This is a genomic window from Saliphagus sp. GCM10025317 (assembly GCF_042663665.1).
Taxonomy (GTDB): Archaea; Halobacteriota; Halobacteria; order Halobacteriales; family Natrialbaceae; genus Natronosalvus.
This window is the reverse complement of sequence record NZ_JBHTAQ010000007.1, coordinates 933,912-959,129: the sequence shown is the minus strand read 5'-3', so window position 1 is coordinate 959,129 and position 25,218 is coordinate 933,912. Positions and strand designations below refer to the sequence as shown.

Below are 25,218 nucleotides of genomic sequence, written 5' to 3'. Positions count from 1 at the left end.
CGAATTCCTTTCGTAAGTTGCGTGCTTCGAGCATCTATTTCACCCCGAATATGAGAATGCGAACGGTCGTCGCGGCGCGGTACAGTCGCTGGCGGATCGTCGTCGAGACGACGGCGGCGTCCCCGCGAACGACCGTCGGGTCGCGAAGGCGCCGCTCGAGGCCCGCTCTGAGCGTCGGCAGCGAGCCGAGTATCCCCTCCGGCAGGAAGAAGACGACGACCAGTAACACGAGTCCCGTCAGCGCATGGTAGTACTCGAAGTAGAACCGTGCCAGCCGGAGTAAGTAGATGAGTACGACGCCGCCGACGATCGGTCCGACGAGCGTCCCGATGCCGCCGATGATCGCCATGAACAGGATCTCGCCGGAGACGAAGACGAAGAGAACCGGCTCCGGCCGAACGTGGAGTTGCAGGAGGGCGAACAGCCCGCCCGCGATGCCGCCGTAGAGGCCGGAGAGTGTGAACGCGATCCAGACGTACCGGTCGACCGGAATGCCGATGAACCGTGCTCGAGTCCGGTCCTGTCCGATGGCGTCGAGCGCTCGCCCGAACGGCGAGTTGACGATTTTCCACGTCACCGCGACCATGACGAGGAGGACGACGACAGTCAGGTAGTACAACACGTAGTCGTAGGCGACGATGGGGTCGGCCCCGAACGTCGAGACGAGCCAGCGGTCGATGCCGAGCAACGACGGCCGGTCGGCGCCAACGCGAACCCGAAGCCCGTCGTTGTAGTTGAAGAAGCCGCTCTGGAGGACGAACGCGAACAGCACCTGGTTGAACGCGAGCGTCAACAGCGCGAAGTAGATGTCGAGGTAGCCAGCGACGAGGTAGCCGACAAGCAGAGCGATGCCCGTCGCCGCCAGGGCTGCCCCAAGCAGCAACAGCAGCCCGCTCGAGACCTCGTAGTGGGCCGTCAGTACGGCGACGCCGTAGGCACCGGCACCGAAGAACGCCGTGTGTCCGAACGAGACCAGTTCGGTGTGGCGCAACAGGAGGTTCAGTCCCATCGCCGCCATGCCGAACAGGATCCCCTGGTGGATGATCGAGAACGACAGCGGCGTCACGTTGGCGATGTCGGGGACGGCCAGCAGGACGACGATGCCCAGCACCGCCAGGACCCCATTTCTGGAAACGCGAGTCATTCGATCTCACCCCACGTCCCGTAGAGGCCTTCGGGTTTGACCAGCAGGATGATGGCCATCAGGATGAACGGCGCCGCCAGCTCGAGCTGGGGCAGGCTGAACACGCCGACGGTCCACCGGCTGATGACGCCGACGAGCAACGCGGCGACGAACGCCCCTTTCAGGCTACCGAGGCCGCCAATGACGACCACGACGAACGAGAGCACGAGGGGGTCGAGCCCCATCTCGAGGTACGCGTCGCTCGGGCCGATGCTGTTCATCGCGCCACCGAAGGCGGCGAAGAACGCCCCCATGGCGAACACGAGCGTGAACGTCCGGTCCGTGCTGACGCCGATGGCGGTCGACATCTCACGGTTGATCGCGGTGGCCCGGACGATGCGTCCGGTCTTCGTCCGGTCGAAGAACCAGAGGAGCCACGCGAAGACCACGACGCCGACGAGAATTACGATCACGTTGTACGAGGGGTAGCTGAACCCGACGAGTTCGGTCGTCGGAATCTCGTTGAGTCGGCTGTACGACGAGGTGCTGACCGGGGACGTCCCCCAGAAGAACTTCATCACGTCGACGAGGATCAGCAACAGTGCGTAGGTCAACAGGAGCTGGTAGACGTCCTCGCGTTCGTAAATCGGTCTGACGAACACCGCCTCGAGGATGGCGCCGACAGGTAACATGATCGCGGCCGCGACGAGCGAGCCGAGCAAAATCACCACGCCGAAAACGAGCGCGGCTACCGGCTCCGTCGCTACGGGGAGGAATCCGGACAGAAAGTCGGCGATACTGGCGACGGACCCCGTTAGCGATCCGACCAGGAATCCGACGACACTGACAGCGAGAAACGCGCCAAAGGCGTACAGTTCGCCGTGAGCGAGGTTCAAAATCCCGAGAACGCCAAAGATGATCGTCAGTCCGGACGCGATCATGAACAGTATCAGGCCGTAATAGAGTCCGTTGAGCGTGTGGGTGACGAGCGATTCGATCATCTCGTTACACCCCCTCGCCGGTCGCTTTCCGGTGTACTTGTGCTGAGAATATCATATAGTGAAGTGCGTCGTAGTACCTCTACCAGCTGTCAATCCAGTCGAGCGAGGTCGTTCCCGGCGGCGGCGAGACGTTTTCGGCCGCGTAGACGTTGACGTTCTCGAGGACCGCCCCGCCGACCTCGTCGGACCACGCCATCTCGCCGAAGTGGGCGCTCGAGTACCCCTGGTGATCGGTCGACATGACGTGATAGCCAGCCGGGGTGTAGAACCCGTGTTCCTCGAGCACCATCGCGAGTTCCTCCTGTTCGGGCCAGCGCCCGAGGAGCCTGACAGCCTTGTCGGCGGCCGTCGCCCAGGCGGTCACCGCGCCGTAGCCGCTCATAAAGTGCGCGGTCGGGATCACGCCGTGCTCGCTCTGGACCTCGTCGAAGAGGTCCGCGGCGGGCGTCCACTGGTCCGTGGTGGGCTGGTCCCAGTAGAAGTTTCGCGATCCGCCGTGGATCGGCCCCTCGAGGTCGCCCTCTTCGTAGTCGTTCGCCGACCCGTACAGCACCGTGCCGACGACGAGTTCCGTGTTGTCGAGCATGTCGTTCGCTTGCGCCTGCTGGAGGAGCAAGGTGGCGTCGCCGCCCCAGCAGCTCGTGAAGACGACGTCCGGTTCCTCGCTGTTGATGTTGGTGACGTGGGTCGACATGTCGTCCGTAGCGAGGTCCGGCGTCCCGTTGTAGACCTCCTCGGCGCCGGTGAGCTTCTCGATCCCGGCCGAGAAGAGCGCCATCTCGTCCTCGCCGAAGGCGTAGTTCGGGTTGACGCCAGCGTACGTGTCGATGTTGTCGGCGCCGAGGACTTCGACCGCCTCTTTGGCGGCCGACAGCGCCTCCATCACGTCGTGGTTCTGGAAGCGGAACGAGTAGGTCGTATCCGGGAAGTTCTCCTCGTACAGCGTCGTCACCGTGCCGTCGGTCGCGACGTTGATCACGCCCTGGTCGTCGATCTCGGGCACCATTGCCTCGTGGCCGCCGCTCGAGATCGGGCCGAAGGTGACGTCCTTGCCCTGGTCGACGAACTGCTGGTAGTTCTCGAGCTGTTCGGAGCCTTCCTCGACGATGTCGAGTTCGATCTCCCGGCCCGCCACGCCACCGTTTTCGTTGATTCGGCGGACGGCGGTTTCGGCCCCGTACTCCGCCTGTACGCCGAGGACGGCGGGTGCACCCTCTCTGAAGGTCTGTAACCCGGCCTGGATCGGCTCGTCCGGAACGTCCCCGTCGCCGGTCTCGGACGGAGAGGAATCGTCGCCATCGCCGTTGCCGAGGAGTTCGGTACAGCCAGCGAGCGCGACCGCGAGCGCCGACCCGCCGAACAGTTTCAGTGCGTCTCGTCGGTCGATACCACCGTTCGTCGCCGGAGTAGTCGCATCGGTCATTGCGTAGGAACCCCCGATCGTGGCTGTATTGCCATAGGTATGGTAGCAAGCATCACTGCAAATAGCCAAACGTGAACATGTTAATGGCGTCCCACAGTCTCGGATGAACGGACCGGCGAAACGTGAATGATGCTCGCCGTCGCTCATATGACAGAAAAAACACTCGTGTCTGACGTACGTTTAAGTAGCGAGAACAGTCCCTAGTAGGTATGCCGAAAAACCGCGTCGAGCGACTCGAGGCGACCGTGAAGGAACTCGAGTCCACCGTGGAGGGACTGACCGAAGAACTCGTCGAATCGAAAGAACGCATCCGCGTGCTCGAGGCCGAGTTGGATACCGAGATTCCGACGCGCGTCCCGGAGCGACGCCAGTCGGCCGATGCCGAAGTCGAGGGCGACGAGACGCCGGAGGCCGCCCAGAACGACGTCGCCGAGGCGGCCGCGGAAGCCGACGACGTCGAGGACGAAGAGGAAGCGCTCGAGGGCGAACCAGAAGACTCAGGTACCGACGACATTATTGTCGCATAACTCGTCGACTCGCCCGACTCGCGTCGGCGGTCGACGCCCGCTCTACGGAGATCTCGAATGCACATCAAGGCGCTCGTCCTGGACAATTTCAAGAGTTTCGGCCGGAAGACGAAGATTCCCTTCTACGAGGACTTCACCGTCGTTACGGGCCCGAACGGGTCCGGCAAGTCGAACATCATCGACGCCGTCCTCTTCGCACTCGGCCTGGCACGCACCCGCGGGATCAGAGCCGAGAAACTCACCGACCTGATCTACAACCCGGGCCACGACGGGGACGAGGAGTCTGCCAGCCCGCGCGAGGCCATCGTCGAGGTCATCCTCGACAATAGCGACGAGACGCTGACGCGCTCGCAGATCGTCAACGCCGCCGGCAGCGACGACGTCGGCGACTGCGAGGAGATCCGCATCCGTCGACGGATCAAGCGCACCGAGGACAACTACTACTCCTACTACTATCTCAACGACCGCTCGGTCAACCTCTCGGACATCCAGGACCTGCTCGCTCAGGCCGGCGTCACCCCCGAAGGCTACAACGTCGTCATGCAGGGCGACGTCACCGAGATCATCAACATGACGCCGTACAACCGGCGCCAGATCATCGACGAGATCGCCGGCGTCGCCGAGTTCGACGCCAAGAAGGAAGACGCCTTCGGCGAACTCGAGATCGTGCAAGAACGCATCGACGAGGCCGAGTTGCGCATCGGCGAGAAGCGCGACCGCCTCGCCCAGCTCGAGGACGAGCGCCAGACGGCGCTTCGCTACCGACGGCTCCGCGAGGAGAAGGACGAGTACGAGGGGTATCTCAAGGCGAGCGAACTCGAGGACAAGCGCGAGGAACTCGCGGGCGTCGAGGAGAAGATCGACGGCCTGGAGGGCGACCTCGAGGACCTCCAGCGCGAACTCGACGAACGCCAGGGGACGGTACTCAGGCTCGAGGAGGACCTCGAGGACCTCAACGCCGAAATCGAGCGCAAGGGTGAGGACGAACAGCTGCGGATCAAGAGCGAGATCGAGTCCGTCAAGGGCGACATCTCCCGCCTCGAGGACCGCATCGAGGCGACGACCGAGCGGATCGAGGAGGCCGAATCCACTCGGCGAGAGGCGTTCGTCCAGATCGATCGCAAACAGGAACAGGTCGCCGACCTCGAGGACGAGATGCGCGAGTACAAACTCGAGAAGGCCTCGCTCACGTCCGAGGTGCAAGAGCGCGAGAACGAGGTCGAGCGCCTCGAGGCCGAAATCGACGACGTCGACACGGAGTACGACGAGGTCAAAGCCGAACTCCGGGAGCAAAAGGACGCCCTCGAGGCCGCGAAGACCGAGAAGAACGACCTCCAGCGCGAGCAGGACCGCCTGCTCGACGAGGCCCGCCGTCGCTCGAACGAGGTGAGCGAAACTGAGGCCGAGATCGAGGCTCTCCAGGAGTCGATCCCCGAGATCGAGACCCAGCGCAAGGACCTCGAGCGCGAACTCCAGAAGGCCGAGGCCAACCGCGAGAACATCACTGGCGTCGTCGAGGACCTGCGTGACGAGAAGCGCGAACTGCAGGCGAAACTCGAGGAGATCGACGACGAGTTACAGGCCAAACAGGCCGAGTACGCTGAACTCGAGGCCAACGCTGGCGAGAGCGGCGACTCCTCGTTCGGTCGAGCGGTGACGACGATCCAGAACGCGGCCATCGACGGCGTCCACGGCCCCGTCGCGGAGCTGGGCAGTGTGAGCGGCGAGTACGCCGTCGCCTGCGAAACCGCCGCTGGTGGTCGGCTGGCGAACGTGGTCGTCGACGACGACGTGATCGGCCAGCAGTGCATCGAGTACCTCAAATCGCGAAACGCCGGGCGAGCCACATTCCTCCCGATCACGAAGATGCGCTCGCGAGGGCTGCCGAACGCGCCCTCGGATCCGGGGGTCGTCGACTTCGCGTACAACCTCGTCGACTTCGACGACCAGTACGCGGGCATCTTCTCGTACGTCCTCGGAGACACCCTCGTCGTCGAGGACATCGAGACTGCCCGGGCGTACATGGGCGACTACCGCATGGTCACCCTCGACGGCGACCTCGTCGAGAAGAGCGGCGCGATGACCGGTGGCTCCCGGAAAGGGTCCAGGTACTCGTTCACCAGCGGCGGGAAGGGGCAAATCGAGCGCGTCGCGACCCAGATCACCCAGCTCCAGGACGAAAAGCAGTCCGTCCGGAGCGATCTCCGAGGAGTCGAAGAGCGCCTCGACGACGCCCGCGACCGCCAGACCGACGCCGCCGACGAGGTGCGCTCGATCGAGGCCGAACTCGAGAAGTTAGACGAGAAACGAGCGCGCATCGAGGGCGAGGTCGAGGACCTCGAGACGAAACTCGACGACCTCGAGGACGACCGGAAGTCCGTCGACGAGCGGATGACCGAGATCGCCGACGAGATCGAAGCGACCACGGGAGAGATCGACGAGATTCAGGCCGACATCGACGACCTCGAGACCGAACTCGCCGACTCGAAGATCCCCGAACTCACCGCCCAGATCGAGGAACTCGAGGCCGAGATCGACGAACGTGAGGAGCGGATGGACGCCCTCAACACGAAGCTCAACGAACTCGGCCTCGAGAAGCAGTACGCCGAGGACGCCATCGAGGACCTTCACGACGACATCGAGACGGCCCAGAACCGCAAGGCCGAACTCGAGTCGACGATCGACGACTGCGAAGACGCCATCGAGGACAAACGCGGGGAACTCGAGGACAAACGCGAGGCCGTCGCGGAACTCGAGGACGAGTTGGCCGAACTCAAAGGCGAACGGTCGGAGGTCAAGGAGGCCGTCTCGGAGGCCCGAACGGCCCGGGACCAGCAACAGGATCGCGTCAACGCCGTCGAGAGTAAACTCGAGTCCGCCCGCGAGCGCGCCGGCGCCCTCGAGTGGGAGATCGACGCCCTCGAGGAGGAAGTCGGCGAGTACGATCCCGAAGACGTTCCCGACCACGACACCGTCGTCGAGATGGTCGAGTTGCTCGAGGCCGACATGGAAGCGCTCGAACCGGTGAACATGCTGGCGATCGACGAGTACGACGACGTGCGCTCGGACCTCGACGATCTCGAGGAGGGACGGGAGACGCTGGTCGAGGAAGCGGAGGGGATCCGCGAGCGGATCGAACAGTACGAGACCCAAAAGAAGCGGACGTTCATGGAGTCCTACGACGCCATCGCCGAGCACTTCACCGACATCTTCGAGAAGCTCTCGGAGGGAACGGGGACGCTCCACCTCGAGGACGAGGACGATCCGTTCGAAGGAGGGCTGACCATGAAAGCCCAGCCAGGCGACAAGCCCATCCAGCGCCTGGACGCGATGTCCGGCGGCGAGAAGTCCCTGACCGCGCTGGCGTTCATCTTCGCCATCCAGCGTCACAACCCGGCGCCGTTTTACGCCCTCGACGAGGTCGACGCGTTCCTCGACGCGGTCAACGCCGAGCGCGTCGGCCAGATGGTCGACGAACTCGCGGGTCGGGCCCAGTTCGTGGTCGTCTCTCACCGCTCGGCGATGCTCGATCGGTCCGAGCGAGCCATCGGCGTCACGATGCAACAGGACAACGTCTCGGCCGTGACGGGGATCGACCTGAGCGGCGACGGAGACGGAGACGGTGAGGAGGTCCCTGCAGATGACTGACGGCGAGGACGACATCCCCCTGCAGATCGCCGGTCACGAGGATCGCGAACGGCCGGGGTCTGACGGAAACTCGAGAGCCGGGGACTCGGTCCTCGCGTTCGACGAAAGCGAGATCACTGGCTCGGATACCAGGGAGGACCTCGAGACGGCGGGCGATGGCGGAGACGACGGGGGCGAGGGCGAAGGCGAGGCTGGGAACGAAGGCGAAGGCGAAGACGAGGTCGAACCCGTCGAACTCCTCGTCCAGCTCGCCAAAGACGGCGAGATCGACCCCTGGGACATCGACATCGTCGCCGTCACCGACAAGTTCCTCGAGGTGCTCGACGACGCCGACCTCCGAACGTCGGGTCGGGCGCTGTTCTACGCGAGTGTCCTCCTCCGGATGAAGAGCGACGAACTGTTCGCCCCCGACCAGCCCGAAGAGGAGGAACTCCCGCCGTGGGAAGCCCCCTTCGCCGACGAGGCGGCGATGGAGGACGCGGCCCCTGGCTTCGACCCCATCGAGAGCCTCGAGGCCGAGATGGATCGTCGCCTCGAGCGCAAACACGCCCGCGGGAAGCCCGAGACGCTGGACGAACTGGTGCGAGAGCTCCGGGACGCCGAGCGCGGCACCTGGTGGAAGTCCTCCAGGAGTTACGACACGAGCGGCTCCCCGCACGGGTACGGTCGCGGGATGCAGGAGCTGAGCTACCACTCGGGGGACGACTTCCGGGTGGACGACGAGCCGACGGCAGACGACGTGACCCACACGGCCCACGAGGAGGACATCGAGGCTGTCATCGACGACGTCGAGGCCGAACTCGAGGCCCACTACGAGAAGGGGCGCGACGAGGTGCTCTACGCCGAGATCGATCACGTGGGCGGCACCCGCGTGATGACTTACCTCGCGTTGCTGTTTCTGGCCCACCGCGGGCGACTAGTGCTCGAGCAGGACGAACTCTTTGGCGACCTCTGGATCGCACCCGTCACGCCGGAGGCCGAGGTCGAGGAAGCGGTCGCGGATTGATCGGGGCACGATACGTGGAACGTCGTACCGCTCGAGTCGCGCGACGCCCCAATTTTTGTAGTGGCCACCCACACTGAGCGTATGGAACGCGTGCAGGCGGCCCTCGGCGGACTGGTCGTGGTCGTCGCCCTCTACGGCGGGTACGTCCTCGTGCGGACGCTCACTCGAGCGCTCTACGCGATCGTCTGGTTCACCGAGACCGTCGCGATGTTCGCGTTCGCCCTGCTCGTCGGCTACGTCGCCTACCGGGTGCTCTGGGGTGTGAGCGACGACCCGCGGCGTCACTGACGGCAGGGGTTCGGCGAGCGACGATCTGCGAATCGAGTCAATCACAATAGTTTAGGAAGTCACGAGAAAACAAATAAACAGATGTCGCGACCTGACGACGTACTCTATCGTGCCCGCCTCGGCGCGTTCACCCTCCTTCGAAAGCTCTTCCCGGTCGTGGCGCTCGTCTTCCTGTTCGTCTGGCCACCCATCGTCTTCGGAGCCGAGTGGGCCTTCGCCCTCAGCTGGGTGAACCTCCTCCTCGGTCTCTTCGTCCTCTGGATATCCCGCGGGATTCCCCTCTACCCCGCTCACACCTTCGGCGTCGAACACCGCGTCGACGAGGACACCTTCGACGGTCCCCGTAAGCACTGCGCCGACTGCGGAACCACCTGCCACCAGGGTCTCCGGCGACGGTACACCCGCCAGTTCGTCTGCTTCGGCGTCCCGCTACACACCCTCGAGTGGGGCATCAACGACTACTGCCTCGAGTGCGCCCGTCCGGCGGTGGCCCAGGCGTCGACCGAAGTTCGGAGGTCGGGCGCGTCCGAACGAACGACACCAGCGCGAAACGCGAACTCGAGCGCGCGCTCGAGGACGATGGCTGAGCGCCCGACCAGTCTCGACCGGCAGGTCCGTCGGCTGGCGGACAACCTCGGGTTCACCCTGCTGTGGGGCTGGCTCTTGGTCTCGCTGTTTTTCGTCCCGACGTGGCTCGGCTACTGGTGGATCGGGGCGCTCCTGTTCTTCCTCGGACTGGCGCTCTGCTGGCAGGCCGCGGCGGCCTCGACCCATCCCGTCTACGTCATCGGCAAACGCCGCGAGGTTTCGAGCGAGCGGGTGACCGACGAAGCGAGCGTCTGCGACGAGTGCAGCGCCGACGCGGCAGGCGGCGAGCGGCGCCGGTACGCGACCCGGCAAGTCCTCTTCGGCACGACCGTCGCCGTCCCCGAGTGGGGCGAGAACGTCTACTGCCCGGACTGCCTCGAGCGCGAGGCGAGCAGCGCAGTGCTCGATTCGAGTGCTCGGGAGACGAACGAATCGAGCGGGCGTGGCGAACTGGCTCGAGAATTCGACGACTGACGCGCGGTGAGACCGACTACTCGAGGTACTGCTCCGCCAGCAACTCGACGCGCTCGCGGGTCTCCGCGGGAATCGATTCGACGGGCGTGTTGATTGTCCCCTCGAGCGCTGACCAGGCCTCGCTCTCGAAGTCCTCGGGCATCGTCCGAACCGCCTGCTCGATCACCGCATTGATCGACTCCTGGTTGGCCGCAGCGTTCTCGAGGACTTCCTCGAGGGTGACCTCGTTGTCTTGCTTCCAGACGTCGTAGTCGGTGATTCCCGTCACCGTCGCGTAGCTCATCTCGGCCTCGCGGGCGAGTTTGGCCTCCGGGATGGTGGTCATGCCGACGACGTCCCAGCCCTGGTCGCGGTAGAACTCGCTCTCGGCTCTGGTCGAGTACTGGGGTCCCTCGATGCAGACGTAGGTGCCGCCCTCCTGGACGGTGGTCTCCGTCGCCTCCCGGGCGGCGGTCGAGAGGTGATCGACCATCGCCGGACAGTACGGGTCGGCGAAGCCCATGTGGACGACCATCCCGTCGCCGAAGAACGTCGGGGTGCGGTGTTTCGTCCGGTCGAAAATCTGGTCCGGGATCACGAGTGACTGTGGTGGCAGGTCCTCGCGCAGACTGCCGACGGCGTTCGTCGAGATGACGCGGTCGACGCCCGCGTCCTTGAGCGCGTAGATGTTCGCCCGATAGCTCGCCTCGGTCGGGGTGTGCTGGTGATCCTCGCCGTGACGCGGGAGGAAGACGACTTCCTGACCGGCGAGTTCGCCGATCGTCAGGTCGTCGCTCGGCTCGCCGTAGGGCGTCGTCACCGACTCCGTAGAGACGTTCTCGAGTGGCAGTGCTTCGTAGATACCGCTTCCGCCGATGACGCCGATGGTCATACCTCGACGTCGACGGGGAGGTTCCTAAACGGTGTGGAATCTGTGCGGCCCAGCTCACCACCGACTGCCGCTCGTTCGAGACGATAGGGCGATGCGACACGCTATCACGTCGTACGAGAGTTCAAGTATCCTGAGAACTATTTCGATTCGTAATGCCTCCCGAGGACGATTCCGGCACCGAGCCCCTCGAGGAGACGGCAGGTACGGACGCGAGCGTGAACGCGAGTGCGAACGCGAACTCGAGTGCGAGCGAGAGCGAGACGACCGACACCGACTCCCCGGGAACGACCGCGACGACCGCGACGACCGCGAACAGTAGCGACCTCACCGACGGCCCGCTCCTCCGGCCCATGTTTCGGCTCGCGTGGCCGCTCATGGTCATCCAGTTGCTGCAGGTCGCCTACAATATCGGCGACACCTTCTGGCTGGGCGCGCTGTCGCCCGAATCGGTCGGCGCGCTGAGCCTGGCCTTTCCGCTGATCTTTTTTCTCATTTCGATCGGCGGTGGCTTCACCGCGGCGGGGGCGATCCTCATCGCCCAGCACACGGGCGCCGGGAGCGGCAAGGGCGGACTGATCGCCGGACAGACGCTCTCGTTCATCTCGATCGTCGCGGTCGTGCTCGGCGTGCTCGGCTACTTCGTGACCGATCCGATGCTCGCCTTGCTTCCAGCAGATCCAGAGACGAAGGCCGTCGTGATTCCCCTGGCAGCCGACTACATGCGCATCTTCTTCCTCGGGTCGCCGTTCCTGTTCGGCTTCTTCATCTTCACGTCGCTCATGCGCGGCTACGGGAACACGCGGGCCCCGATGCGCGTGATGGCCGTCAGCGTCGTCATCAACCTCGTGCTCGACCCGCTGCTCATCTTCGGCGTCGGGCCGTTTCCCGCCCTCGAGATCGAAGGGGCGGCCGTCGCGACGGTCTTCTCGCGCGCCGTGGCGACCGCCATCGGCCTCTACGTCCTGTTCGGGACGGACGTCGGCCCGAAGATCGAGGCCGGACACCTGTGGCCACGGCGCGAGTACGTCTCGAAGATCACGCGACTGGGCGTTCCCACGGCACTCGAGCAGTCGATGAGTTCGCTCGCGATGATCGCGATGACGGCGATGGTGGCGACGTTCCCCATGGCCGTCGTCGCGGCCTACGGCCTCGGCAACCGACTCATCTCGCTCGCTTTTCTCCCGGCGATGGGGATGGGGCAGGCGACGGACACGATCGTCGGTCAGAACCTGGGCGCGGGAAAGCCCGACCGCGCCGGCCGGGCGACCTGGGTCGCCTCCGGTGTCGTCGCCGCAATCATGTTCACGGCGGGAGCGATTGCGTTCGTCGCCCCGGAACCGATCGTCGGCGTGTTCATGACGTCCGGTGAGGAGGGGGCGGCCGAAACGATCGCCCACGGCAGTACGTACCTCAGAATCGCCGCCTCGATGTTCGTCTTCATGGGCGTCCTGCAGGTCCTCCTCGGCGCGTTTCGCGGGGCCGGGAACACCAAGACGGCGCTCGTCTTCTCGGTCGTCACCCTCTGGATCGCCCGGGTTCCGGTGGCCTACTACCTCATCTTCGTCGCCGGCTGGGGAACGACGGGCATCTGGATCGGCGTCGTCGCCGGCGACGTCGTCGGCGCGCTCGCTGCCATCGCCTACTTCACCCGCGGCACCTGGAAAGGATCGATCGTCGATGACGAGGGCGAAGGCGAGGACGAACCCGAGCAGGCGGGGCCAGAACCGGCGAGCGCGTCCTCGAGCGACGACTGAACGAGGATATCGACGAGTGAACGAGCGAATCCTCGATCGAGGCGTCGACCGCCTCCTCGAGAGTTCCAGACCGAAAATCGTCATCGAGCGCGTCGACGGTGTCAGTCTCGAGACGCTACTCCGCCAGCGCCCACTCGCCCGGCGCCGTCATTTCGAGGACCTCCCGTCGCTCCATCTCGGTCAGCACCTCGGTCAGCCGGTTGGGCTGGGCGATCTCCATCCCGATCCGGTCGACGTCGTGGTACTCCTTGAGGTAGTGACGGACGTCCGCCTTCGTGAACGATCGCTGGTCGGCTTTCTCCATGACGCCCGAGACGAGGTCGACCATGTCTTCGATGAAGTTCCACGGGTAGACGACCCAGGCCCACTCCTCGAGGCGCTCGCCGACGTAGTCGGGGTCGAATTCGCTGGTCTGGAGCAGTTGCAAGGTCGCCGTCCGGACCTCGCCAGCGCCGCGATCCTCGACGTACTCCTGGGCTCGCCTGATCGAGCCGCCGGTGTCGGCGATGTCGTCGATGATGAGGACGTCCTTGTCCTCGACGCTCCCTTCGGGCATCGGGTACCGGATGGTCGGCTCGCCGGACTTCTCGGCGGTGCCGACATAATGTTCCATCTTCAGGCTCGTCAGGTCGTCGAGGCCGAGGAAGTCACAGATACACCGACCCGCAAACCAGCCCCCCCGAGCCAGCGCGACGATGACGTCCGGTTCGAACGCGTCGCGGCGAACGTCGTCGCTGACGTCCCGACAGAGGCTGTAGATGTACTCCCAGTTCGTGATCGTGCACTTGAAGTCGTCCGGTAGATCGGACATTGCGTGTGGCCACCTACCTCGAGTCGATGACGCCATCCACCTTAAGTCGGCTGAATCCGATTCGCGCGATTGCTCGAGGCCTCGGGGTGAGCGACGAATGTCGCGACCTCGACCGGCCTGAACCGTCGCAACACCTATCAGGTCCCCGTTCAGTGAACAGTGGTAATGGCTGGCAAGTGGATGGCTGGCGTCGTCGAATCGCGTTCGGACGACGGGCCGCCGACTGTCGATCGGTGGACGCCCGTCTCGGTCCCCGGTCGACCAGGCGGGTTCGCGGAGGCGGCTCGTTCGGCCGACGAGCGCCTCGCGTATCGAACGACGATCGCCGATCCCCGAACGACGCCCGAAGATCGCACGTTGCTCGCCCTACACGGCGCCTCGGGCCTCGAGTCGGTCCGGGTCGACGGTATCGAACGCGAGATTGATCAGAGATCGCCGTACTTCGTCCCGACGAAACTCGAGTTCGAGCCGGAATCCGAAACCGAACTCCACCTCGAGTTCGCGACGGCGCGAACCGCCGGCGGCATCTACGACACCGACGAAGTACCGCCCGAACTCGGCCTGCCGGGAATCTGGTGGGGAGCGGCGGTGCAGGTGCGCCCACAGACGTTCATCGACGAGCTGTCGGTGACGCCTCGACTCGAGGGCGAGACCGCCCACATCGACGTCGAACTCGTTGTCGACGTCGGCGAGGAACCGCTCGACGATTCGATCACGCTCTCGCTCCGCCCCGAGGGGTTTCGCGGCGGCGGGACGATGGACCGCGTCCGCGTCGACGGCGACCCCGGCGAGCGAGTCGCGGTTTCGAAGACGCTCGAGGTTCGGGACCCGTCGCTGTGGTGGCCGCAAGGATACGGGGACCAGCACCGTTACACGGTGCGGGCGAAGCTCGGCGAGGACGCGACCGAACGGACGGTCGGGCTCCGAACGGTCGAGCGCACCGACGACGAACTGCTCGTCAACGACCGACCGATTTGCGCTCGCGGGGTCGCTCGCCTCCCCGGCGGCGAACCCCTCGAGGACGTCCAGCGTGCCGTCGACTGCAACGCGAATCTCGTTCGCGCGCGAGGCCACGTTCCGCGTCCCGAGTTCTACGACGCCTGCGACGAGGCCGGGGTACTCGTCTGGCAGGACCTGCCGATCACCGGGTCCGACCCCGAGTTCGAGGTCGAACGCGCGACGGAACTGGCCGAGGCGCTCCTCGAGCACTACGGCTCGCACCCGAGTCTCGGCCTCGTCGGCGTTCGGAACGAACCGGTCGATCCGTTCGCGGACCCGCTCGGGAGCGGCTGGCGGGCCCGCCTGGCGTTTCGCTGGCGAACCTGGCGCGCCGACGTCGACGAGCGCGGGGCGCTCGAGGTGGCTGACTCGATACCCGACTCCGTCGCGACCGTCCCCCTGACGGGAGCACCGGGACTCGACGCCACCGCCACGACGCTCTACCCGGGCTGGCGCTACCTCGAGGCGATCGACGTCGAGTGGCTCCTCGACCGATACCCGTCCCTCGGGCGGTTCGTCGGCGCGTTCGGCAGCGGGTCGCTCACCGACGACGTCGATCCGGCGGTCGTCGCGGGCGTTGATGCCACGCTGCTCGAGCGACGAGCGGCGAGCCCCGAGGAATCCCTCGCGGAACAGGCCAGGACGGTACGGACGGTCGCCGAAGCCCTTCGTCGTCACGAGAGTCGGCTGCTCGTCGCCTCGAGCCTTCGCGATAGCGCGCCAGGCGGCGGCACGGGCGTGGTGACCGTCGACGGCGAGGCGAAACCGGCGTTCGAAGCGCTTGCGTCCGCCTACGAACCGGTGCAGGCGGTGCTCGATGACGCGCGGGTCCGTGGTAAGGAAGTCGGCGTGACCGTCGTCAACGACGGCCCCGAGCTGCTCGAGACGACGGTTTCCTGGCGAGCGGGCGACCGGTCGGGCGAAACGTCGGTGACCGTCAACGCGACGGGTTGTGCCTCAGCCGGAACCGTCGACGTCCCGCCGGACGCCGACGACGTCGTCCTATCACTCGAGTTGCCGAATCGAACGGTCGAGAACCGGTACGGTTTATAAGTCGCTCGTTCGACTGTGCGAGTGAATTACACACCGTATCGGGCCCCCTGGTAACGATTTTCACAGTTGGGCGGACCGGTACATTTAAATGGTACGCACCAGTAGTATCGGGTACCAGAACGCCACCGGGGCGCGTATCGCTCGATGATCGATGACAGGAAATCTTATCACTGGGTTTTCGCGAGTCATGAGCGATTGCGCCGGCCGGTGCGGGTATGGCACCGAAGGTAACTACACATGGTAGACGAATCGAAAAACATCGACCTTACAGACGAACATCTCGAGAACGACTCCAAAGGACAGCTCATCAAGAAGGCCGGCCAGCTCCGGGACCGACGAAACGAGCTGAACCAGATGGCCTCCGAACGCGCCGGAAAGCGTGACGACCTCAACGCGAAGACTCGCGAGAAGGTCGACGAGGCCCAGGAACACCGCGAGAAGCGCGACGAGCTCAACGAGAAAGTCCAGGAGCACAAGGAGAAACGCAACGAACTCAACGCCGAGGCCAACAAGCTCTTCGACAAAGTCGAGACGCTCAAGTCCGACATGGAACTCGACGAGGGCAAGGACCTCGAGCAGCTCGAGTCCGAGATCGAACAGCTCGAGTTCAAACAGCAGACCGAGGTGCTCTCGACCGAAGAGGAGCGCGAACTCATCGAGAAGATCGAATCCAAGCGCGAGGAGTACGCCGAGCGCAAGGACAAACTCGATGACAACGACGGCCTCGAGGAACTCGTCGAGGAAGCCGAAGAGGTTCGCTCCGAGGCCTCCCAGCACCACCAGAAGGTGACCGAGCTGGCCGACAAGGCTCAGGAGCACCACAACCAGATGATCGAGGCCTACCGCGAGGCCGACGACATCCGCGACGAGGCCGACGAGATGCACGAGTCCTTCGTCGAGGCCCAGGAGGCCGCCGACCGCCACCACGAGGACTTCGTCCGCGTCCAGAAGCGCCTGCGCGAGATGGACAAGAAAGAGGAGAAACAGCGCCAGTCCGCTCGCGACAAGAAGAAGGAGGAAGCCAAAGAGGAAGCCGAGGAGATTTATCAGAAGTTCAAGGAGGGCGAGACGCTCGACACCGAGGACCTGATGAAGCTCCAGAAGACCGGCCTGCTCTAAGTCCGACGGTTCTCTCTCGAGATTTTCTTCGTTTTTCGGCCGCGAGCGACGGCTGTGCGACAGCAGTATTCGCGAGACGCTCGAGTGCGCCCGCTACCGGACGTGGTCAACCATTATCCCGCAGCAGGTGGACTCGGATGTGAGTGAGTACCGATGAAGGGGAGCCACACCGTCGTTCGGCTGGGAATCGTTCTGCTGGGAACCGTGATCGTCGCAGCTGCCGGCGTCGGCCTGTTCGTCGTCGTTCCGACGACGATGGCGGACGTTCTCGGCGTCGTGCTCGCGCTCGCGGCGACGCTGGTCGGGTTTCGGTTCGTGAGTAACGTCGCCAGATCCGTGTTTCCGGCGTACAACGTCGCGGAGGTCGCCGTCGAGGGGCCGATCACGCGCGATGGCGGCGGATCCGGCCTCAGCAGTCCTGGCTCGACCCCGGCGGACGACGTCGTCGACCAGATCGAGCGGGCGGACGAGGACGGGAACGTCGACGCCCTGCTCGTGAAACTCAACACGCCTGGCGGGCAGGTCGTCCCGAGCGACGATATCAAACTCGCGGCCGAACGCTTCGACGGCCCGACGATCGCGTACGCGACCGATCTCTGTGCCAGCGGCGGCTACTGGATCGCCAGCGGCTGCGACGAACTCTGGGCCCGAGACGCCAGTATCGTCGGCTCTATTGGCGTCGTCGGTTCGCGGGTCAACGCCGCCGAACTGGTGGATCGGGTGGGACTGTCCTACGAGCAGTTCACCGCAGGTACGTACAAGGACGCCGGGATTCCCCTGAAGACCCTCGAGGACCACGAGCGGGAGTATCTCCAGGGGATCGTCGACGGGTACTACGAGTCGTTCGTCGAACGAGTGAGCGACGGCCGGGGGCTCGATCCCGAACTGGTCAGGGAGACCGAAGCCCGTGTCTACCTCGGAGCCGACGCCTTCGACCTCGGGCTGGTGGACGCTCTCGGCACACGCGAGGACGTCGAGGAAGCCGTGGCCGATCGGCTCGGGATCGGGGACGACGACGTGGTCGTCGAGGCGTTCGAGCCCGAACGACCGTTGATGGCTCGCGTGGGCGTGGGCGCCCGGTCGCTGGCGTACGCGTTCGGGGCCGGACTCTCCGGAACCGCTCACGAACGCGGATTTCGGCTCCGGACCTGATTCCACCCAGAGGAGCCACCGTCGACTCGAGGGGCCGTACGGCCGGCGGTAGGGCCGACGAACTCGGAACCGCGGCCCGATGGCCGTTCGACCCGCCAAACGAGTGAGTGGTTTTATCGTCGCAGAGAATGCAACAGAACCCGTGACAACGCTGGTGGTCTGTCTCGACCGAACCGACGACGTCGGTCGACGGACCGGTCTTCGGACGCCAATCGTGGGGTGGGAAGCCGTCCGCGCGCTGGTGACCGACGTCGGCCTCGCCGACCCCGAGGACTCCGGAGTGAACACGCTGCTCGAGTCCCTGCGGGTCGCCCAGAGCCTCCGTGACGACGACGAGGAGACGGTCGTCGCGGTGGTTTCGGGGGACCGCGAGTCGATGGTCTCGGCCGACCGGGCGGTCGCCCGCCAGCTGGACGACCTGGTGACCGAGTACGAACCGGACTCCGCGGTCGTCGTTATCGACAGTGCCGAGGACGAGCGACTCGTCCCGATCGTCGAGAGTCGACTGCAGGTCGACGCCGTCGACCGGGTGGTCGTTCGACAGGCCAGGGACATCGAGTCGACGTACTACCTGCTCAAGCAATTCCTGGCCGACGAGGAGCTTCGCCAGACCATTCTGGTGCCCCTCGGGTTGACCCTGCTCGTCTTTCCGATACTCGCCAGCGTGTTCACCCCAGCGGTCGGAGCAGCCACGATCACGGCCGTGATCGGGTTGTTCCTGCTGTACAAGGGATTCAGCATCGACGAACGGTTGACCAGGACGGCGAAACGACTCCGGGAGTCGCTGTACTCCGGACAGGTCTCGGTCGTCACCTACGTCGTCGCCATCGGGTTGACCCTCGTAGGCCTCTTCGTCGGCGCGCTCGGCGTCTCGACCCTCGAGGACACGCAGGGGGTGCTCGTGCCGACGATGCGGTTCGTCTTCGACAGCGTCCCCTGGCTGGCCGCTGCGGGGCTCACCGCCAGCCTGGGTCGGCTGTTCGACGAACTGATCGACGACGGTCCCCTTCGCAGTTCCTACCTCCACCTGCCGTCGCTCGTCGTCTCCGTTGGGCTAGTCGTCCGCGGGTTCAGCGGCTTCTTCCTCGAGCAACAGGGGTGGACCGATCCGCTAGTCGTTCCTTCGATCCGGATCAACCAACAGGGAATCGGCAGTTTCGCGCTCACGCCTGGTCAACGGCTGGCGCTCTTCGTCGGCCTGGCTATTCTGCTCAGTCTGGTCGGTGTCTTCACCGTTTCGCGTCTCTCTGACTCCGCCGCTGAAAACGAGTACGCCGATAGCGACGAGTCAGCAACCGAAGAAGAGCCGTCGCGACTGGCGGACGCGGAGTTGACCGACGGCGGATCGAAATCCGCACGGCCTCGAGACGAGGGGACGATGGGCGATGACGACGGTTCCGCCGACTCGGAGCCAATGGTAGAGGACGAAACTGGCGCCAATGTTTACCTCGACACCGGAGGCGACGAAGACACGGATACCGACGCCGATAGCGATACCGACACCGGAGGCGACGAAGACACCGACACCGGGGACGACACGGACACCGATAGCCAACGTGGCCGCGAGTGACCCAACTCGCCACCCCTATGGCTCTCGAGTCGAACCATCGAGTATGACACCACCGGACGACGCCGACGGTTCGACGGGCACGGGCGCCTGGGTCGGCCTCTTTTCGAGCGGCAAGGATTCCGCGTGGGCGGTGTATCGAGCGCTCGAGCGCGGGCTCCCCGTCGAGTGGCTCCTGACGGTCCACCCGCCCGGCGACTCCTACATGTACCACGTCCCCGAGACGCGCCTGGCGGCGCTGGTCGCGGAGAGCATGGGGATTCCGCTGATCGACGTCGAACCCGACTCGTTCGGCGCCGAGTCGGCGGCGGACTCGAGCGAACAGGGTGACGACGAACTCGAGCCACTCGAGGCGGCACTGGCAGAGCTCGCGGACGACCTTGAGGACGATGGCGGGCTCGCCGGGGTCACCGCAGGCGCCGTCGAAAGCGAGTTTCAGACCAGTCGCCTCGTGGCGATGTGCGAGCGCCTCGAGTGTGACCTGTTCGCACCGCTCTGGCGAGAGGATCCCCGGGAACTGGCCGAGTCGATGCTCGAGGCCGGGTTCGAGATCGTGATCGTCCAGGTGGCAGCGGCGGGCCTGGACGAGTCGTGGCTGGGTCGAACGCTCGATTACGCCGCGCTGGAGGAACTCGAGGCGCTCAACGAGGAGTACGGCGTCCACATCCTCGGCGAAGGCGGCGAGTTCGAGACGCTGGTCGTGGACGGGCCGCACATGGATCGGCGACTGGATCTCGAGTACGAGACCGAGTGGGAAGGGACTCGTGGACGGATTCGGGTGAGTGAAGCGAGACTCGAGTAGTGGCTGTCTTGCGGTCGCTGTTTGCGTCTTGTGGGCCCAGGGAACTGTACCGCGAGCGAGTGAAACGAGCGAGCGGCCTTTTTGGTCTCTTGGCGAGCACGGCGAGCCAACGGTCAGCGAGCGCTCGCCAGACAGATTTTTGCCGCGAGGGTGAGCGAAGCGAACCCGAGCGGGAAAAAGGTGGGTGTAAAAGGTGGGTTTTCAATCCGTCTCGCCCGCCGGCTCCTCGCCAGCGGCCGTCGCGGCGGACATCTCGAGCGTCGTCGGAGCCTGGGCGGGTTCCTCTGCGAGCGTGGGTCGCGGCTCGAGGTTGCCGTAGGCCTCCCCGAAGACGTTGAGGCCGGCTTTGAACACCGCGAGGAGGACCGGCCCGAGGAACAGGCCCATGATCCCGAGCAGGTAGAGACCGCCGATGACGCCGACGAGGACGACCGCCGGGTGGACGCCCGACTGGCGGTCGACGAAGATGGCGCGCAGGTAGTTGTCGACGACCGAGAGGACCGCGGCGCCGTAGGCGAGCAGGAGGAGGCCGGCGCCGGTTTCGCCACTGGCGAGGAGGTAGCCGGCGGCCGGGCCCCAGACGAGCCAGACGCCGATGGCCGGCAGGAAGGCGGCGACGATCATGACCAGCGTCCAGAAGGCGACGTTGGAGATGCCGGCGACCCAGAGACCGAGCCCGCCGAGGGCACCCTGGACGAGCGCGACCAGGACGTGGCTGCGGATGACTGCCCAGGTGACGACCCGGATTTCCTCGAGCAGTTCGTCCCGGACGACGGGGTCGAGCGGGACGATGGCGCCGACCCAGTCGACGAACCGGTCGCCGTCGACCAGGAAGTAGTAGAGCAAGAAGACGAGGACGACCATGCCGACGCCCATCTCGAGGCCGGAGTTGAGCAGGCGGACGGATTCGTCCAGCAGGAGGTTGATGACGCGGGTGAGGACGTCGGTTTCGACGCCGGTGAGCGCCTGTTCCTCGAGGGCGGCGACCGTCTGTGGGTCGAGGCCGAGGTCTTCGGCCGTCGTGCGGGCTCCCTCGAGCAGGTTGCGGCCGTCCAGGTCGCGGAGAAACGAGAACACGGTCTGAAAGAGGATTACCGAGAAGAGTAGCAGCGGTACGACGGCGGTGACGACGGCGACGACGGTCAACGCCAGGGCGACGAGTTTCGTGCCGTAGCGATTCCCGAGCCACGTCGGCTCGAGTCGTTCCTCGAGACGGCGCTGGACGGGAAAGAGGACGAACGCGAGCAGACAGGCAGCCATCACGTACGGAAAGAGTGGGAGAACCATCAGCGCGGCAATGTAGCCGAGGATTAACAGCGAGAGCACGAAGAACCCGGCTCGAATATCCATAGCGAGTGCTAACGTGACAGTCCCATAAGTCTTCACTTTCAGCGGGGCCGGCAGTGACGATTTACAGCGGGATCGGGAGCCACTCGAGGGTCTCGAGCAGTTCCGTGGGGTCGAACAGCGGCTCTCGGAGCACCAGCCAGTCCAGGAGCACCAGCCCGGCGCCGTGGGCGACGACCGAGGGCAGGATCGAGTTCGAGTGGTAGTCGACGGCGCCGAAGAGGACGTCCGTCGGCCCCGAGAGCAGGAACTCGATCGGTGGCTTCGCGGCGTGGTGGATCATGTAGACGACGGGGCTGATGAATACGGCCACGATGCCGATCTCCTTGACGCCGACGCAGAGCAGCCCCCGGTAGTAGGTCTCGGCGGCGAGCGCGAGCGTAAACAGTTGGATTGCGTGGGGGAGAAACTCGCCCATCGCGAGCGACGTTTCCCACATCGGGTAGTACGCGCGGATCGTGGGGAGCGTCGAGCCGACGAGGTAGATCGGGAGGACGAACATTGCGAGCAACACGGCGTTGCGAATCGCGACGCGGTCGACGTGCCAACCGATGTGGCGCCCGTGGGTGTAGCCGAGCGCGAGCGGTCCACCGATCAGGACGACCGAGTCGAAGAGCGCCCGTCGGCCGATGGACTCTGGGACGCCGGTCATCCAGACAATCGTGAGAACTGCTCCCGTGATCAGCGACTTCTGAACCCAGGATCGGTCACCGAGATACTCGCGCACCCACCGGCGAGGGCCCGATTCGTCCACCTGTTCCACGATTCGTTACTCGCTCGAGGCCGGTTCGTCGGCGGTCGACGCGCTCGAGCCCGCCGTCGTGGCCGAGTCCGCCGTCGCGACCGGACCGGTTCCGACGACGTCACGGACGTGTTCTGCGAACTCCTGGTGGCGCTCGAAGTACGTCTCGTCGACGTCCTCGAGGACGCTCGAAATAGTTCGGGGGCCGTCGGGCGTTCGGATCTCGCTGTCGCCCTCGAGTCGGTCGATTTCGCTCTTCTGGATGGGCCAGTGCAGGCGAGAGGTCACGCGCGCGAGGGGGGCTCCCTCGACGGGCGTGTGCTCACCGAGCTCGACGGCGGGCGTCGAATCGTCTTCCTCGTCACTCATAGGCGAGCGTTCGCGAGCCCGTCGATTCAAGCTTTCGTTTCCGGAGGACTGCCGTCGGCGGTACTGCAAACGATCGCTCGCTCGTGCACTCGTGTCGCTCGAGTTAACGTCGGTCGTCGCACGAACCGACGCGTCGACATCGCTCCTCGGGTCGTCGCACGAGACGACGCGATAGCGTCGCCCCTCGCATCGAAATCATCTCTGATTTTTTACATACGTCTGACGTATCGTTTTGTGGAATGAGCCCCATTGGGCGGACATGACAAGCCTGACGGACGTTTACGACGGGGCCGGAACGGGAACGAGCCACCGGCGGCTGTACGCCGGAACGGCACTCGTCGCCGTCGGGGCACTGCTCTCGGTGGTCGCCGTCGTCGTCGCGACGACCTCGACGTTCGCGAGCATGTTCACCGACCAGTACGGTCCGGTACTGTGGGCGGGGGTGCTCGCCGGAACCGGTGTTCCGCTGGCGCTGCTGGGGGTCTTCGCCGTCCTTCCGGCGAGTCGTCGCGTGCAGGCCGCTGCCGTGATCGGTACGACCATCTGCCTGCTCGGCGTCGTCTTCTTCTCGTACGCCTACCCGGACCACTGGCGCAATCACGGCCAGAACCTCACGCTCCAGGTGTCCGTCGTCTACCTCTTCGGCCTCTTCACCGCGATGTGGTGTCTGTTCACCGGCGTCGTCAACTTCAAGACGCGAAACGACCCGGGCGGCATGCTCGAGATGAACGTCACCCGTCGAAACCAGACGAAGGTCGTCGAGGTCGAGTCCTCGAAGGGCGGCCTGGGCGGCATCGGCTTCCTCGGGGGGACGCCCGACGGCGAGGTCGAGACGCAGACTGCCGAGAAGAACGGACCATCCACCCCCGGGAACCCAGCCTCGGCAGCCAGCGACGGGGGCTCGACCACGCAGGACATTCGGTCGCCGCTCGACGACGGGGCCTCGGCAGACGCCACCGAATCGGACGGCGTCATCGTCGACGGACCGACGGCCGCCGATCCGACCGACCGCTACTGCGGGAACTGCCAGCACTTCCAGTACGTCCGAACGTCGAACGGGATGACGCCCTACTGCGGGCGCTTCGACGAGACGATGGACGACATGGACGCCTGCGAGGAGTGGACGCCGAATCGCCGGTAGCCGCCGACTCATCATTTTCGCTATATCGTCGCTCCCTCGAGTCTCGAGCGGCCGCGCCGAACGAAAGAGTAGAAGTGTCCCGTCCGTGAACCTCATTCCATGTACGACCGCATCAAGGGCTTTCGCGACTTCTACCCCGGCGAGATGGCCGCTCGCCGCCAGGCGATCGATACCTTCGAGGAGACGGCGCGTCGCTACGGCTTTCGAGAAATCGGGACCCCAGCGCTCGAACGCGCCGAGATGTGGACCGACAAGAGTGGCGATGACATCGTCAACGAACTGTACGCCTTCGAGGACCAGGGCGGCCGCCACGTCACCCTCACCCCGGAACTGACGCCGACGGTCGCCCGGATGGTCGTCGCCAAGCAGCAGGAGCTCTCGAAGCCGATCAAGTGGTTCTCGACGCGCCCGTTCTGGCGCTACGAACAGGTCCAGCAGGGCCGCCAGCGCGAGTTCTACCAGACCAACGTCGACATCTTCGGCTCCTCGGAACCCGAGGCCGACGCCGAGATCCTGGCGTGGGCGGCCGACGCGCTCACCGGCCTCGGCCTGACAAACGAGCACTTCGAGTTCCGCGTCTCCCACCGCGACATCCTCGGCGGCATCTTCGAGACCTACGGCGACGACGTCGACGTCGAAGCGGCCATCAGGGCCGTCGACAAGTCGGACAAACTCGAACGCGCCGAGTACCACGGGTTGCTCGCCGACGCCGGCCTCGACCGGGGAGACGCCGAAGACGTCGCCGATCTGATCGCCGGGGGCGACCTCGAGGCGGTCGACGCGTTCGCCGACACCGAGCGCGTCACGGCTGCCGTCGAGAACCTGCAGGACGTGCTCGCGGCGGCCGAGGACTTCGGCGCCCGGGAGTACTGCACTATCTCGCTCGAGACGGCGCGCGGGCTCGATTACTACACGGGCGTCGTCTTCGAGTGCTTCGACTCAGCGGGTGACGTCTCGCGGTCGATCTTCGGCGGCGGACGCTACGACGACCTGATCGAGTCCTTCGGCGGCCAGCCGACGCCCGCGGTCGGCGTCGCCCCCGGCCACGCGACCCTGCCGCTACTCATGCAACGCGCCGGCGTCTGGCCCGCCGAGGAGGTGACGACCGACTACTACATTCTCTCGGTGGGCGACACCCGCTCGGAGGCCGCAAGGATCGCTCGCGACCTCAGAAACCGGGGCCACGTCGTCGAGAGCGACGTCGCTGGGCGCTCCTTCGGCGCCCAGCTGGGGTACGCCGACTCGATCAACGCCGAGACGACGGTCATCGTCGGCGAGCGTGACCTCGAGAACGACGAGATCACGGTCAAGGAGATGGCCTCGGGCGACGAAGTCCAGGTTCCAGTTACCGCGTTCCCCGGCGACCTCGAGCGGCCGACCATCGACGATTTCGACGCCTGAGGTGGCGCCGTC

Annotated in this window: 21 protein-coding genes; 13 read left to right on the top strand and 8 right to left on the bottom strand. The window is 65.3% G+C overall.

The window, feature by feature from the left end:
- Positions 1–34: 34 nt before the first annotated feature.
- The 3 genes from ACFQS4_RS19320 to ACFQS4_RS19310 form a co-directional block, all read right to left on the bottom strand.
- Positions 35–1,144: a branched-chain amino acid ABC transporter permease gene (locus ACFQS4_RS19320; RefSeq protein ID WP_500195571.1), complete on the bottom strand. Its 1,110-nt coding sequence runs from the start codon at positions 1,142–1,144 to the stop codon at positions 35–37.
- Complete coding sequence (locus tag ACFQS4_RS19315; protein ID WP_500195569.1) at positions 1,141–2,124, bottom strand: branched-chain amino acid ABC transporter permease; 984 nt, start codon at positions 2,122–2,124, stop codon at positions 1,141–1,143. The genes ACFQS4_RS19320 and ACFQS4_RS19315 overlap by 4 nt, the downstream gene beginning before the upstream one ends.
- A 79-nt stretch (positions 2,125–2,203) precedes the next feature.
- Positions 2,204–3,547 carry an ABC transporter substrate-binding protein gene (locus ACFQS4_RS19310; protein ID WP_500195566.1) on the bottom strand — a complete coding sequence of 448 codons (1,344 nt, stop codon included), beginning with the start codon at positions 3,545–3,547 and terminating at the stop codon, positions 2,204–2,206.
- 209 nt (positions 3,548–3,756) lie between these two features.
- On the opposite strand from ACFQS4_RS19310, the gene ACFQS4_RS19305 reads away from it, so the two are divergent.
- The 5 genes from ACFQS4_RS19305 to ACFQS4_RS19285 all read left to right on the top strand — a co-directional run bounded on the left by ACFQS4_RS19305 (position 3,757) and on the right by ACFQS4_RS19285 (position 10,078).
- Entirely contained in the window at positions 3,757–4,074 is a 318-nt protein-coding gene (locus ACFQS4_RS19305; RefSeq protein ID WP_500195565.1) for a DUF7518 family protein, read from the top strand.
- A 57-nt stretch (positions 4,075–4,131) separates the two neighbouring features.
- Positions 4,132–7,722: a chromosome segregation protein SMC gene (gene smc / locus ACFQS4_RS19300; RefSeq protein WP_500195563.1), complete on the top strand. Its 3,591-nt coding sequence runs from the start codon at positions 4,132–4,134 to the stop codon at positions 7,720–7,722.
- Positions 7,715–8,728 carry a segregation/condensation protein A gene (locus ACFQS4_RS19295; protein ID WP_500195561.1) on the top strand — a complete coding sequence of 338 codons (1,014 nt, stop codon included), beginning with the start codon at positions 7,715–7,717 and terminating at the stop codon, positions 8,726–8,728. The genes smc and ACFQS4_RS19295 overlap by 8 nt, the downstream gene beginning before the upstream one ends.
- Before the next feature lie 81 nt (positions 8,729–8,809).
- Positions 8,810–9,016, top strand: coding sequence for a hypothetical protein (locus tag ACFQS4_RS19290; RefSeq protein WP_253437754.1), 207 nt, complete (start codon positions 8,810–8,812; stop codon positions 9,014–9,016).
- A gap of 81 nt (positions 9,017–9,097) precedes the next feature.
- Positions 9,098–10,078 (top strand): DUF8108 domain-containing protein, encoded by a 981-nt coding sequence (locus ACFQS4_RS19285; RefSeq protein ID WP_500195557.1) that lies wholly within the window; start codon positions 9,098–9,100, stop codon positions 10,076–10,078.
- Between the two features lie 16 nt (positions 10,079–10,094).
- Here ACFQS4_RS19285 and mtnP read toward each other — a convergent pair whose 3' ends face one another.
- Positions 10,095–10,949 (bottom strand): S-methyl-5'-thioadenosine phosphorylase, encoded by an 855-nt coding sequence (mtnP, locus tag ACFQS4_RS19280; protein ID WP_500195555.1) that lies wholly within the window; start codon positions 10,947–10,949, stop codon positions 10,095–10,097.
- A gap of 350 nt (positions 10,950–11,299) precedes the next feature.
- Between mtnP and ACFQS4_RS19275 the strand changes: the two genes are divergently transcribed.
- A complete protein-coding gene (locus ACFQS4_RS19275) occupies positions 11,300–12,703 on the top strand; it encodes an MATE family efflux transporter (RefSeq protein WP_500196678.1) in 1,404 nt (467 codons plus the stop codon).
- Between the two features lie 115 nt (positions 12,704–12,818).
- On the opposite strand, the gene ACFQS4_RS19270 is transcribed toward ACFQS4_RS19275, so the two are convergent.
- The gene (locus ACFQS4_RS19270) at positions 12,819–13,514 is read right to left on the bottom strand and encodes a phosphoribosyltransferase (protein WP_500195553.1); all 696 of its coding nucleotides are present in this window, start codon (positions 13,512–13,514) and stop codon (positions 12,819–12,821) included.
- Positions 13,515–13,679: 165 nt separating this feature from the next.
- Between ACFQS4_RS19270 and ACFQS4_RS19265 the strand changes: the two genes are divergently transcribed.
- The 5 genes from ACFQS4_RS19265 (at position 13,680) to ACFQS4_RS19245 (ending at position 20,206) form a co-directional block, all read left to right on the top strand.
- Positions 13,680–15,566 carry a glycoside hydrolase family 2 protein gene (locus ACFQS4_RS19265; RefSeq protein ID WP_500195551.1) on the top strand — a complete coding sequence of 629 codons (1,887 nt, stop codon included), beginning with the start codon at positions 13,680–13,682 and terminating at the stop codon, positions 15,564–15,566.
- A gap of 237 nt (positions 15,567–15,803) precedes the next feature.
- Positions 15,804–16,685 carry a coiled-coil protein gene (locus tag ACFQS4_RS19260; protein WP_500195548.1) on the top strand — a complete coding sequence of 294 codons (882 nt, stop codon included), beginning with the start codon at positions 15,804–15,806 and terminating at the stop codon, positions 16,683–16,685.
- A 153-nt stretch (positions 16,686–16,838) separates the two neighbouring features.
- Positions 16,839–17,837 (top strand): signal peptide peptidase SppA, encoded by a 999-nt coding sequence (sppA, locus tag ACFQS4_RS19255; RefSeq protein ID WP_500195546.1) that lies wholly within the window; start codon positions 16,839–16,841, stop codon positions 17,835–17,837.
- 142 nt (positions 17,838–17,979) lie between these two features.
- Positions 17,980–19,407 carry a DUF373 family protein gene (locus tag ACFQS4_RS19250; RefSeq protein WP_500195545.1) on the top strand — a complete coding sequence of 476 codons (1,428 nt, stop codon included), beginning with the start codon at positions 17,980–17,982 and terminating at the stop codon, positions 19,405–19,407.
- A gap of 43 nt (positions 19,408–19,450) precedes the next feature.
- Positions 19,451–20,206, top strand: a complete 756-nt coding sequence (locus ACFQS4_RS19245; RefSeq protein WP_500195543.1) for a diphthine--ammonia ligase — start codon at positions 19,451–19,453, stop codon at positions 20,204–20,206.
- Positions 20,207–20,407: 201 nt separating this feature from the next.
- Here ACFQS4_RS19245 and ACFQS4_RS19240 read toward each other — a convergent pair whose 3' ends face one another.
- The 3 genes from ACFQS4_RS19240 to ACFQS4_RS19230 all read right to left on the bottom strand — a co-directional run bounded on the left by ACFQS4_RS19240 (position 20,408) and on the right by ACFQS4_RS19230 (position 22,664).
- Entirely contained in the window at positions 20,408–21,556 is a 1,149-nt protein-coding gene (locus ACFQS4_RS19240) for an AI-2E family transporter (protein WP_500195542.1), read from the bottom strand.
- A 61-nt stretch (positions 21,557–21,617) separates the two neighbouring features.
- The gene (locus ACFQS4_RS19235) at positions 21,618–22,316 is read right to left on the bottom strand and encodes a CPBP family glutamic-type intramembrane protease (RefSeq protein ID WP_500195541.1); all 699 of its coding nucleotides are present in this window, start codon (positions 22,314–22,316) and stop codon (positions 21,618–21,620) included.
- A 6-nt stretch (positions 22,317–22,322) separates the two neighbouring features.
- Entirely contained in the window at positions 22,323–22,664 is a 342-nt protein-coding gene (locus ACFQS4_RS19230) for a DUF5789 family protein (RefSeq protein ID WP_500195539.1), read from the bottom strand.
- 259 nt (positions 22,665–22,923) lie between these two features.
- Here ACFQS4_RS19230 and ACFQS4_RS19225 point away from each other — a divergent pair, with 259 nt between their 5' ends.
- Together ACFQS4_RS19225 and hisS are read left to right on the top strand one after the other, a co-directional pair.
- The gene (locus ACFQS4_RS19225; protein ID WP_500195537.1) at positions 22,924–23,805 is read left to right on the top strand and encodes a cell division protein CdpA domain-containing protein; all 882 of its coding nucleotides are present in this window, start codon (positions 22,924–22,926) and stop codon (positions 23,803–23,805) included.
- A gap of 99 nt (positions 23,806–23,904) precedes the next feature.
- Positions 23,905–25,206: a histidine--tRNA ligase gene (hisS, locus tag ACFQS4_RS19220; protein WP_500195536.1), complete on the top strand. Its 1,302-nt coding sequence runs from the start codon at positions 23,905–23,907 to the stop codon at positions 25,204–25,206.
- The last annotated feature ends 12 nt before the right edge of the window (positions 25,207–25,218 follow it).